This window comes from Vallicoccus soli, assembly GCF_003594885.1.
Lineage (GTDB): Bacteria > Actinomycetota > Actinomycetes > Motilibacterales > Motilibacteraceae > Vallicoccus > Vallicoccus soli.
Map to the genome: position 1 here is coordinate 124,217 of NZ_QZEZ01000001.1, position 11,764 is coordinate 135,980.

General features: G+C 75.1%; 7 protein-coding genes and 1 pseudogene. 5 read left to right on the forward strand and 3 right to left on the reverse strand.

The window, feature by feature from the left end; all coding sequences use genetic code 11:
- Positions 1 to 50: 50 nt before the first annotated feature.
- Positions 51 to 4,094 (forward strand): ThuA domain-containing protein, encoded by a 4,044-nt coding sequence (locus tag D5H78_RS00620; protein ID WP_425472881.1) that lies wholly within the window; start codon positions 51 to 53, stop codon positions 4,092 to 4,094.
- Positions 4,095 to 4,205: 111 nt separating this feature from the next.
- Positions 4,206 to 6,110 (forward strand): annotated as a pseudogene (locus tag D5H78_RS00625) (OmpL47-type beta-barrel domain-containing protein); the annotation flags it as partial.
- Between the two features lie 354 nt (positions 6,111 to 6,464).
- Here the strand turns inward: D5H78_RS00625 and D5H78_RS00630 are convergent.
- Both D5H78_RS00630 and D5H78_RS00635 read right to left on the reverse strand, forming a co-directional pair.
- On the reverse strand, positions 6,465 to 7,151 hold the full coding sequence (locus D5H78_RS00630) for a DsbA family oxidoreductase (RefSeq protein ID WP_119948481.1): 687 nt from the start codon (positions 7,149 to 7,151) through the stop codon (positions 6,465 to 6,467).
- A 45-nt stretch (positions 7,152 to 7,196) separates the two neighbouring features.
- The gene (locus tag D5H78_RS00635) at positions 7,197 to 8,036 is read right to left on the reverse strand and encodes a glucose 1-dehydrogenase (RefSeq protein WP_119948482.1); all 840 of its coding nucleotides are present in this window, start codon (positions 8,034 to 8,036) and stop codon (positions 7,197 to 7,199) included.
- A gap of 214 nt (positions 8,037 to 8,250) precedes the next feature.
- Here D5H78_RS00635 and D5H78_RS00640 point away from each other — a divergent pair, with 214 nt between their 5' ends.
- From D5H78_RS00640 to D5H78_RS00650, 3 genes are read left to right on the forward strand one after another with little or no spacing between them, the layout of a single operon-like run.
- Positions 8,251 to 9,384 carry an L-dopachrome tautomerase-related protein gene (locus D5H78_RS00640; protein ID WP_218566077.1) on the forward strand — a complete coding sequence of 378 codons (1,134 nt, stop codon included), beginning with the start codon at positions 8,251 to 8,253 and terminating at the stop codon, positions 9,382 to 9,384.
- Positions 9,385 to 9,400: 16 nt separating this feature from the next.
- Positions 9,401 to 10,066: a spermidine synthase gene (locus D5H78_RS00645; RefSeq protein ID WP_218566078.1), complete on the forward strand. Its 666-nt coding sequence runs from the start codon at positions 9,401 to 9,403 to the stop codon at positions 10,064 to 10,066.
- Positions 10,056 to 10,706, forward strand: a complete 651-nt coding sequence (locus D5H78_RS00650) for a hypothetical protein (protein WP_133411970.1) — start codon at positions 10,056 to 10,058, stop codon at positions 10,704 to 10,706. Before D5H78_RS00645 ends, D5H78_RS00650 begins: the two co-directional genes overlap by 11 nt.
- Positions 10,707 to 10,711: 5 nt before the next feature.
- Here D5H78_RS00650 and D5H78_RS00655 read toward each other — a convergent pair whose 3' ends face one another.
- Positions 10,712 to 11,683 carry an intradiol ring-cleavage dioxygenase gene (locus D5H78_RS00655; RefSeq protein ID WP_119948486.1) on the reverse strand — a complete coding sequence of 324 codons (972 nt, stop codon included), beginning with the start codon at positions 11,681 to 11,683 and terminating at the stop codon, positions 10,712 to 10,714.
- Positions 11,684 to 11,764: the final 81 nt, after the last annotated feature.

Consider the following 11,764-nt stretch of genomic DNA (forward strand, 5'->3'; position numbering starts at 1 on the left):
CGGCCCGACCCTGCCCCGGGCGCCCGCACCGATGACGAAGGAGCCAGAGAGTGCTACGTAGGCGCGAGACCCCCACGACGGCGAGGGGGCGCTCCCGACCGGGGGTCCTCCGGCCGCTGGCCGTGGCCCTGACGAGCGCGGCGCTCGCGGTCGGCCCGGCCGCGGTCCCCGCAGGCGCCCAGCCCGACGCGGCAGCGCAGGCCACCGCGGCGCAGCAGGCTCCCGCGGAGGCCCGCACGAAGGCGGCCGCGAAGGCGTCCGCGAAGGCGGCGGCGACGGCGGCGGCGCCGGTGCGCGTCCTCGTCTTCCACGGCGCCCCGGACGCGCAGGACGACCCGGTCGCGGAGGCGGCCCAGGCGGTCGCCCAGCTCGGCGCGCAGCACGGCTTCGCGGTCGAGGCGTCCTCCGACCCGGCCGTGTTCAGCGCCGCGGGCCTGGACGGCTACCGCGGCGTGGTGTTCCTGTCGGCCGAGGGCGTCGAGCTCACCGGCGCCCAGGAGAGCGCGCTCCAGGACTACGTCGGTGCCGGCGGCGGCTTCCTCGGCGTGCGCGACGCCGCGCGGGCCCAGGAGGCGTCGCAGTGGTTCGGCGGCCTCATCGGCGCCCGCGTGGCCGGCGCCCGGCCGGACCCGGAGGACGTCGCGGAGGTCTCCGCCACGGCGGAGAACGCCCCGAACGAGGACGCGGAGAACCTCGTCGACGGCGACCCCGGGACCAAGTGGCTGGCCTTCGAGCCGACCGCGACGCTCACGGTGCGCCTGGCCGAGGCGGTCGCGGTGAAGCGCTACACCCTGACCTCGGCGAACGACTTCGACGGCCGCGACCCCCGGTCGTGGACCCTGCAGGGCTCGCAGGACGGCCAGGCGTGGGAGGACGTCGACGCCCGCAGCGGCGAGGACTTCCCCGAGCGCTTCCAGCCGCGCGACTTCGACGTCGAGGGCGAGACCGCGTACGGCTGGTACCGCCTCGTCATCACCGAGAACGCGGGCGACGACCTCACGCAGCTCGCCGAGCTGTCCCTCTTCGGCCCGGACGCGGTCGAGCAGCCCGACCCCGAGCTGCCGGTGGAGGAGGGCACCGTCGACCTCGTCGACCGCCAGCACCCGGCGACGGCCCCGCTGCCGCTCACGTGGGACCACGAGGACAAGTGGCTGGACTGGGCCGACGACCCGGCGGGCGAGGTGCACACCGTCGCCCAGCTCGAGCCGCAGGGCCAGCCGGCCGGCGGCGTCTCCGCGTTCACGCCCGTGTCCTGGTGCCGTGACTACGACGGCGGCCGCTCGTTCTACACCGGCCTCGGCGGGACGCCGGAGACCTGGACCGACGCGACGTTCCGCCGGCACCTGCTGGGCGCCCTGCAGTGGACGACGGGCACGGTCCGCGGCGACTGCCAGGCGACCATCGCCTCGAACTACCGCACCGAGCGCCTCACGGCGGAGAACGAGGACGGCGAGCTCGACCAGATCGGCGAGCCGCACGGCCTCACGGTCGCGCAGGACGGCACCGTCTTCTACGTCGGTCGCGGCGCCTGCCCGAGCGGGCCGGTCGTGCCCTGGAGCGACCCCGACGTCGGGCTCGGCTGCGGCACGATCCACCAGTGGGACCCCGAGACCGGCCAGGCCTCGCTGCTGACGACGCTCGACGTCATGGGCAACCGCGGCAGCGGCGACGAGCTCGTCAAGAACGAGGAGGGCCTGCTCGGCATCGTGCCGGACCCGGACTTCGCCGAGAACCACTGGCTCTACGTCTACTGGATGCCGCACGACTCGATCGACCGCGAGCGGCGCGTCGGGCTGCGCACGGTGTCCCGCTTCACCTACGACCCCTCGGGGCCGAGCATCGACCAGAACACGCGGGTCGACCTGCTGCAGTGGGAGACGCAGATCCACAGCTGCTGCCACGCCGGCGGCGGGATGGCGTTCGACGACGAGGGCAACCTCTACGTCGGCTCCGGTGACAGCAACTCCTCCGGAGGGTCCGGCGGCTACTCCGGCAACAACTGGGAGCAGGAGTACGCCGGGATCAGCTTCCAGGACGCGCGCCGCACCGCGGGCAACACCAACGACCTCAACGGCAAGATCCTGCGGATCCACCCGGAGGACGACGGCACGTACTCGATCCCGGCCGGCAACCTCTTCCCGGAGTCCCGCGACCCGGGCGACAAGACCCGCCCCGAGATCTACGTCATGGGCGTGCGCAACATCTCGCGCCTGCAGGTCGACGCCGACACCGACTGGCTGACCGCGGCCTGGGTCGGGCCGGACGCCTTCGCGCCGGACCCCGAGCTCGGGCCCGCGAAGTACGAGACGGCGACGATCATCACCTCGGCGGGCAACCAGGGCTGGCCGTACTGCATGGGCAACGGCCAGCCGTACCGCGACCGGAGCAACGAGGACGCCGACGTCCTCGCCGGCTGGTACGACTGCGACGCGCCCAAGAACACCTCGCCGCGCAACACCGGCCTCGTCGACCTGCCGCCGGTGCGCGACAACATGATCTGGTACTCGCCGAGCGGCGGCGGCCCGGTCTTCCCGCTCCGCGAGGACGGCAGCGGCATCCCCACGTACGAGGAGGAGGACGCCACCTACACGCTGCCGTGGCTGCGCGGCGGCGGGCAGGCCGTCATGTCCGGCCCGACGTACCGCACCTCGCAGGTCGACCCGGCCAGCGACGTGGCCTGGCCGTCGTACTGGGAGGGCAAGTGGTTCCTCGGGGACCAGTCCAACCCGAACAACCGCGTCGCCGTGACGGTCGACCCGGCGCAGGTGCCGGCCCAGGGCGCCCCCGCGTTCGGCGAGGACCTGCGGCACATCCTCCCCGGCGGGCGGGCGGACGACCGCGTGCAGAGCTGGATGGACGCCAAGTTCGGCCCTGACGGCGCGCTCTACATGCTCGACTACGCCGGCGGCTTCTTCAGCCTCGACGACAACCAGAAGCTCGTCCGGGTGACGTACCACGGCGGGGCCCCGACCCCCGCGCCCGCCGCGTCCGGCACGAGCGTGCAGGGCGACCCGCTGACCGTGGCCTTCACCGGCGAGCGGTCCGGGGGCGTCGCGTACCGCTGGGACTTCGGCGACGGCACCACGTCGACGCAGGCGAACCCGCGGCACACCTACGCCCGGGTCGGCTCCTACGAGGCCACGCTCACCGTGACCTACGCCGACGGCAGCACCGCCACCGTCACCGCGGACGCGACGACGACCTGCACCATCCCGGACGACCGGGGGACCGTGTGGTTCGGCGACGTGGACTCCGGGGTCGCCAACGACGACCTGGGCGGCTGCACGGTCAACGACCTGTTCCAGGACGAGAAGGAGTGGGCGAGCCACAACCAGTTCCTGCGCCACGTCAAGGGCGTCGCGGCCGGCCTGTTCGAGGACAGCCGCATCACCCGCAAGGAGCGCCAGGCCCTGGTGAACGCTGCCGCCCGCTCGCAGATCGGCGTGGAGCCCGGCGGCTACCGCACGATCTTCGACGGCACGCGCGAGTCGCTGCGCGACTGGGTGCAGCTGCCCGGCGGGAGGTTCGACCTGCGCCCCGACGGCTCCCTGCGCTCGAACGGCGGGCTGGGGATGCTCTGGTACGCCGGCGAGGAGCTCGGCGACTTCTCGGTGAAGCTGAAGTTCCGGGACGTGTCCCAGGGCGACACCTACGCCAACGGCGGCGTCTTTACCCGCTTCCCGGACCCGACCGCCCCGGCGGACGAGCTGCCGGAGTGTGCGCAGGGCGCCTCGTCGCCGGCCTGGGTGGCCATCTACTGCGGCCATGAGATCCAGATCTACGACGGGCCCACCGGCGAGCCGCAGAAGACCGGCTCGGTCTACAACTTCGACCCGGTCGGCCTCGACCAGGCCGCGGTCAGCCCGAAGGGCGCGTGGAACGAGTACGAGGTCCGCGTGGTCGGCCAGCAGTACACGATCATCCGCAACGGCGTGGTCATCAACGAGTTCGAGAACTCGCCCGGCAAGCAGTCGTCCCGGGCGGGCGACCCGCCGACGGACCTGCGCCAGTTCGAGCGCGGCTTCATCGGGCTGCAGAACCACGGCGCGAACGACCTCATCGAGATCCGCGACGTCCGGGTGCAGGAGCTGTAGCGCCCGGCCGGGCCGGCGGGGCGGCACGTCCGCCCCGCCGGCCCGGCGCCCCCTGCCGCTCCTGCGGCACACAGACCACCGGAACCACGACGCACGAGGAGTGCGAACCCCATGGATCGACGCAGCGCACGGCGGGTCATGGTCGGCGTGCTCGCCGGCCTCACCGCCGTCACGGTCGCCCCGGCAGCGGCCTCCGCCGCACCGGCGGCGGTCCCCGTCACGGCCCGGGCCGCCGAGCGGGCCGCGGAGCAGGCCGCCGAGCAGACCCTCGTCTGGACGGCCGACAACAGCGTCACGGACTACAAGTCCGCCCCGGCGACGGCCGTCGCCGGCGAGACCACCATCGTCTTCGAGAACAGCACGGCGACTGGCAACACCATCGCCATGCCGCACACCCTGACGTTCGACACGTCGACGCCGGGCTACAACCACGACGTCGCCCTCAACATCCTCGCCAACCCGTTCGACGCGAACCAGGGCCGGCACGAGGCGACGGTGACGCTGACGCCGGGCACGTACCTCTACTTCTGCTCCATCCCGGGCCACGGCCAGATGCGCGGCGAGCTCGTCGTCACCGGCGAGGGCGGGGGCGGCGACGAGGACACCACGGCGCCCGAGGTCACCGCCGAGGTGACCGGCGAGCAGGACGGCGACGGGGCGTACGTCGGCTCCGCGACCGTCGCGCTCACCGCCACCGACGAGGAGGGCGGCTCCGGCGTCGCCTCGGTCGAGTACGCCCTCGACGGCGGCGGCTGGACGGCGTACGGCGAGCCGGTCGTCGTCGACGCGCCGGGCGAGCACACGCTGACGTACCGGGCCACCGACACGGCGGGCAACGCCTCGGAGACCGGCTCGACGACCTTCACGGTCGTCGAGGGCGGCGGTGGCGGCGAGGAGGACACCACGGCGCCCGAGGTCACCGCCGAGGTGAGCGGCGAGCGGGACGCCGACGGGGCGTACGTCGGCTCCGCGACCCTCGCCCTGACCGCGACCGACGAGGGCTCGGGCGTGGCGTCGATCGAGTACGACGCGCACGGCGGGCACTGGATGCCCTACACCGAGCCCGTGGTCTTCTCCGAGCCCGGCGAGCACACGGTGTCGTACCGCGCCACCGACGAGGCCGGCAACGTCTCCGAGACCGGCTCGACGACCTTCACCGTCGTCGAGGGCGGGGGTGGCGGCGAGGAGGACACGACCGCCCCCGAGGTCACGGCCGAGGTCAGCGGGCAGCAGGACGCCTCGGGCGCGTACGTCGGGTCGGCGGCCGTCACGGTCACCGCGGCCGACGAGGGCTCGGGCGTCGCGTCGGTCGAGTACGACCTCGACGGCGCCGGCTGGCAGCCGTACACCGGGGCGGTCGTCATCGACGGGCCCGGCGAGCACACGCTCTCCTACCGGGCCACCGACGAGGCCGGCAACGTGTCCGAGGACGGCTCGGTGACCGTCACGGTCGTCGCGGCGGACCCGGGCGACACCGAGGCCCCGTCGGTCTCGGCCCGCCTCACCGGCGCGCGCAACGCCGCGGGGGAGTACCTCACCGCCACGGTGCAGCTGAGCGCCAGCGACGGGGACTCCGGCGTGGAGAAGGTGGAGTTCCAGCTCGACGGTGGCGCCTGGACGCGCTACGCGAACAAGATCACGGTGACCGCGGCGGGCGAGCACGTGCTCGCGTACCGGGCCACCGACGTCGCCGGCAACGTGTCGGCGCCGCAGACGCTCGCCTTCGCGGTCGCCTCGCGGGTGCCCGCGGACACCACGGCCCCCGAGGTCACCGCGGCGGTCGGCGGGTCGCGGAACGGCGACGGCGCCTTCGTCGGGCGCGCGTCGGTGCAGGTCACCGCGACCGACGCGGGCTCCGGGGTCGGCACCGTCGAGGTGCAGGTGGACGGCGGCGCGTGGCAGCGCTACGCGGCGCCCGTCGTGCTCGTCGGCGACGGCGACCACACGGTCGCGTACCGCGCGACCGACGTGGCCGGGAACGCGTCCCGCACCCGGTCCGTGACCTTCACCGTCGTCACGCTGGCCCGGGACGCCTGCCCCGGGTCGGACGTGCGCCCGACCGTGGTCATCGGCGGGCACGACAGCACGGTCGAGAACAAGGACGACGGCGAGGGCTGCACGGTCAACGACCACATCGCCGAGGGAGGCGACCACGCCAGCCACCGCGCGTTCCTGCAGCACGTCAAGGCCGTGACGTCGGACCTGACCCGCGGCAAGGTCATCTCCTGGGCGGAGCGCCGGCGCATCGTCGCCGCCGCGACGCTGTCGGACGTCGGCCGCAGCTGACGAGGTCCCACCCACGACGAGGGCCCGGGTCGCGCCCCTCCGGGCGCGGCCCGGGCCCTCGTCGTACGGGCCCGGTGCAGCCCGCTAGGCCGCCGCGGCGGCGCGCCGCACGAGCTCCTCGACCGCGGACGGGTCGTCCTCGTCGACGACGAGGAACCCGGCCCCGGTCTCGCCCTCCTGGTGGATCGCGATCCCGGGGTTGTGCACGTCGGTGCCGTCGGCGAGGAAGAAGTGCGGGCTCCCCTGCACGGCGTCGCGGTGCGCGCGGTACTCGCGCAGCATCGGCCCCCGGGCCCGGCCCGACTCGAGGTCGTCCCGCAGCCGGTCGAGGTCCACCCGGTCGCAGGCCGCGGCCACGTCGAGCACCTCGTGCAGCATCGACACGCAGCGGCTGTCCCGCCAGAAGCCCAGCCGCAGCGCCATGTCCAGCTGCTCCGCGGCGGCGTACGACTGCCCCTTGGCCGCCTGCACCGCCTCGTTGGCGAGCAGGCTCGTCACCGGGTACTCGGAGAGGTCGCGCTGCCAGGGCTTCACGCCGAGGCCGGGCTCGCAGGCGCCGACGACGGGCTTCTCCGGCTCGATGATCCGCCAGCCCAGCGCCACCTGGTTGACGTCCTCCAGCAGGAACACCCGGTGGTCGACGCGGACCGCGTCGTCGAGCCCCGCGGCGGCGCGGGCCCGGTAGAAGCGGTGCAGGGCCACCGTGGCCCACCCGCACATGACGTCGCTGACGAGGGTGACGGTGCCGGGCGCGGTCGTCGGTCGGCTCATGCGGGCCGTCCTACCCCGCGCCCGGCGCGGCGGCACCCGGGGGCGCTAGAGGATCGGGCGCCCGCCGGTCACGGCGATGCGCGCACCGCTGATGTAGCTGCCCTCGTCGGAGGCGAGCAGGACGTACACCGGCGCGAGCTCCGCCGGCTGCCCGGGGCGCCCCAGCGGCGTGTCGCCGCCGAAGCTCTCGACCTTCTCCTCCGGCATGGTCGCCGGGATGAGCGGGGTCCACACCGGCCCGGGGGCGACGCTGTTGGCGCGGATGCCGCGCTCGCCGAGCATCTGCGCCAGGCTCGCCGTGAAGTTCGCGATGGCGGCCTTGGTCGCGGCGTAGGGCGCGAGGGTCGGCGAGGGCGAGTCCGAGTTCACCGACGAGCTGCCGATGATCGACGAGCCCGGCCCCATGTGCGGCAGCGCCGCCTTGACCAGGTGGAACATCGCCCGCACGTTCGTGTCGAACGTCCGGTCCCACTCCTCGTCCGGGATCTCCTCGATCGACTGCCGCGTCATCTGGTAGGCGGCGTTGCTGACGAGGACGTCCACCTTGCCGAACTCCTCGACCGCCTTGGCGACGACCGCCTTGCAGTGCTGCGGGTCGGCGAGGTCGCCCGGCACGAGGACGGCGCGGCGGCCGGCCCGCTCGACCCAGGACGCAGTGTCGCGCGCGTCCTCCTCCTCGTCGAGGTAGCTGATGAGCACGTCCGCGCCCTCGCGGGCGTAGGCGATGGCGACGGCGCGCCCGATGCCGCTGTCGCCGCCGGTGATGATCGCGGCCCGGCCCTCGAGGCGGCCGTGCCCGCGGTAGCTCTCCTCGCCGCAGTCGGGCTTCGGCGTCATCTCGCCCTGGGTGCCGGGCACGTCCTGCTGCTGGGGTGGCTGGCTCACGTCGACCTCTCCTGTGGTGGTGGCGTACGCCGCCCCTGCTGCCCCGCGGCGGCCCGCTCACGCGCCCGGACCGCTCCCGGGCGCCGGGCGGGGCCGGCGGGTGCGCGGGGGGCGACGGGTCGCGCGGCCGCGGGCGGGTACGGGAGGGCAGCGGCCGGCCGGCCGACGACCAGCGGGACGGACCGCGGCCCGCGGACGACGACGGGAGACCCACGTGCCCCTGGACCACCCCACCGAGCCCCCCGCGGCCGGCGGGCCGCCGGCGGACGAGCCCGTCGGCGAGCTCGAGCTCGTGCACGCCTTCACCGGTCCGATGCCGACCGGCGTGAGCGTCTCGCACGGCGGCCGCGTCTTCGTCAACTTCCCCGAGTGGGGGGACGAGGTGCCCGCGACCGTCGTCGAGCTGCGGGACGGGCAGGAGGTGCCCTTCCCCGACGAGCGGTGGAACAGCCCCGCGGGCGACGACGACGCGACGGCCTTCGTGTCCGTGCAGAGCATCGTCGTCGACCCGCTCGACCGGCTGTGGGTGCTCGACACCGGCAGCCCCCTGTTCCGGCCGACGCGGCCCGGCGGTCCCAAGCTGGTCTGCGTCGACCTCGAGCGCGACGAGGTCGTGCGGGTCATCACCTTCCCGCCCGACGTGGCGCTGCCGACGACGTACCTCAACGACGTCCGCTTCGACCTGCGCCGGGGGACGGCCGGGACCGCGTTCATCAGCGACTCGGCCGACCAGGGGCCGAACGGGATCATCGTCGTCGACCTGGGGTCCGGCACGTCCTGGCGGCGGCTCCACGAGCACCCGTCCACCACGGCGCTGCCGCTGCAGGAGTTCCGCCCGGTGGTCGAGGGCCGCCCGTTCCTCGAGCGGCCCGAGGAGGGTCCCCCGCAGCCCGTGACCATGGGCGCGGACGGCATCGCGATCTCCGCCGACGGGCACCGGCTCTACTACTGCCCCCTGGCCTCCCGCCGGCTGTGGAGCGTCGCCGTCGGCGCGCTGCTCGACCGGGGCATGGACGACGCGACGGTGGCCGAGACGGTGCAGGACGAGGGCGACCGCGGGTCGGGCGCCGACGGCCTCGAGACGGACGACGCCGGGCGGCTGTACGCGACGGCGTACGAGCAGGACGCGGTGCTGCGCCGCACGCCCGACGGGGACTGGGAGACCCTCGTCCACGACCCGCGGCTCCTCTGGCCCGACACCCTGTCCCTCGCCGCCGACGGGCACCTCTACGTCACGGCGAACCAGCTGCACCGCCAGGAGAAGTACCAGGGCGGGCAGGACCTGCGGCGCAAGCCCTACGCCCTGTTCCGCACGCCGGTCGACGCGGGCCCCGTGCTGCTGCGCTGAGCCCTAGGCTGCGCCCGTGGACGCGGAGGTGCGCGAGGTCGAGCGGGTGCAGGGCGCCTGCGGCGAGCTCGTGCTGCGCACCGACGGACGGCACCACGAGATCGTCGCCAACGGCACGTTCCTCATGGACGACCGCGACGGCCGCTCCGAGCGGCTGCTCGCCCGGGCGCCCCTCGACCTCGTCGCGCGCCCGGCCCACGTCCTGATCGGCGGGCTGGGGGTGGGGACGACGCTGCGGGAAGCGTTGTCCCACCCCCGCGCCGCCCGGGTGACCGTCGTCGAGGTCGAGCCGGCGGTCGTGCGCTGGAACCGGGAGCTGCTGGGGGGCGCGGGGGCCCTCGACGACCCCCGTACGGTCCTCGTCGTCGGCGACCTGCTCGAGCACCTGGCGACGACGGGCGCCACCTACGACGCGGTCTGCCTCGACGTCGACAACGGGCCGGACTGGACGGTCGTCCCGGGCAACGCCAGGCTCTACGAGCCGCAGGGGCTCGCGCTGGTCCGGCGGGTGCTCGCCCCCGGCGGTGTCCTCGCGGTGTGGGGGGCGGCCCGCGCCCCGGCGTACGAGGCCCTGCTGGCCCGGACGGGGGAGGTCGCCGTGCACGAGGTCCCGGTGGCGCGGGGCGAGCCCGACGTGGTGCTCGTGGTGCGGGCGGGAGGGGGTGGTCCCCGTGGCGGATGACGCGCGCCGCGCGCCGGCCGGCCAGGGGCCGCTGTCGCGGGTGCTGCCGGCCGTCGGCCACGCGCTGCACGCGCTGGGCGTCGGGCGGCACGAGCCGCCCCCGCCGCCCCTGCGCCCGACGGAGCGGGTCGTCGGGCAGGTGCGCCGGCTCGTGGCCGACGCGCAGGTGCTGCACGACGTCGCCGCCGAGCGGGTGGGCCGCAACGACCACACGATGCGCGAGTTCGTCCTCATCCGGGACCGGCTGGCGGACCTCGTCGGCGAGGACGGCGCGGCGGTGCGCACCGAGCTGTCCACCCGCTTCGACGACCCGGAGCAGTGCACCCGGATGGCGCGGCTCGTCGGCGGCGACGAGGTGCTGACGATCCAGGCGTTCGACGCCTACCGCTACGCGCGCGCCCGCGGTCGCGGCGCCGGCAGCTCCGTCGACGAGCTGTTCCTCGTCGTGGAGCGGGGCGGCGGCGCCGGCCGGGGTGCGCCGGAGGTCGTCGCGGTGCTCCCGCTCGACCCCGACACGCTGCAGTGGGAGGACGCGCTGCGCGGCGGCAGCCCGGAGGCGTGGCTGCGCGAGCTCACCCGCTTCGTCGAGCAGGACGCGGCCGCCGTGTCGGCGCAGGTGGGGCAGCTGCGCCGGAGCTGACGCACTCAGGACCGCGGGGGCGGCGCCATGCCGCCCGGGGCCCCGCCCCCGCTCGGCGGCTGCCCGCCGCCGGTGGGCTCGGTGCGGGTGTCGACGCGGACGGCGAGGGACACCGCGTAGCCCGCGTCCACGTCGCCGGTCGCCGTGGCGAGCTGGCTCGCGCCGCCGTCGTCGCCGAAGACGCCGTCGGAGTCCAGGCTGACGCGCGCCAGGTTGGCGACCGACGCCTCGTACCCGTCGGTCGCGTAGACGGCCTCGCACACGGCCTGCGGCAGGGCGAGCTGGGAGGTCGCGATGGCGTTCGCCGCGTCGTCCGTGCTGTCGAGGTCGGGGTAGACCTCGACGTGCACGTGCGGCCAGCGGCCGTCGTAGCAGGCGGGCACGACGCTGGTGAAGCGCACCCGGCCGTCGGCGTCGGCGACCTGGACGCCGCGCAGGTAGTCCTCGTCCTCGACGCCCTCGGAGTACATCGAGTACCGGCCCTCGCGGTCGCAGTGCCAGACGTACACCGCGACGCCGGCGAAGGCCGAGCCGCCGCTCGCCAGGTCGCTCACCGCGAGCTCCAGGGTCATCGGCACGCCCTCGGCGGTGCCACCGGCGCCGCCGAGGCTCGTGCGCAGGTCGCTGCGGACGACGCCGCTCTGCTCGAGGACGTCCGGCCCGTTCGAGCCGTCCCCCGGGTACGGCCCCGCCGTCTCGTCGGGGATCTCGCCGGTGGCGCCCGCCGCGGACGCCGAGGACGTCCCCGAGGACGACGCCGAGGACGACGCCGAGGACGCCGCGGAGCCCGTCCCGCAGGCGGCGAGGCCGAGCCCCAGCGTCCCCAGGCCCAGGGCGCGCAGCGCCTGCCGCCGCCCGAGCAGCGTGCCCAGGTCGAACCCGAGCCCCTGGTCGACGACCTCCTCGTCGGGGCGGGCCAGGGCCCGGCCCTCGTACGTCGGTGCGTCCCGCCGCGTGCGGCGCCCAGCGCGGTCCATCCGGTCCTCCTCGTCGTCCCCGCCGGTGCCTCCGGCGGTACGACGAGCCTCGGCGGTGGACCCGGGCACCGGCTGTGGCGC

Excerpts from the sequence above, each read along its gene's own strand:
- D5H78_RS00655 (WP_119948486.1), bottom strand. The coding sequence starts at position 11,683 with ATGGACCGCGCTGGGCGCCGCACGCGGCGGGACGCACCGACGTACGAG.
- D5H78_RS00630 (WP_119948481.1), bottom strand. The coding sequence starts at position 7,151 with ATGAGCCGACCGACGACCGCGCCCGGCACCGTCACCCTCGTCAGCGAC.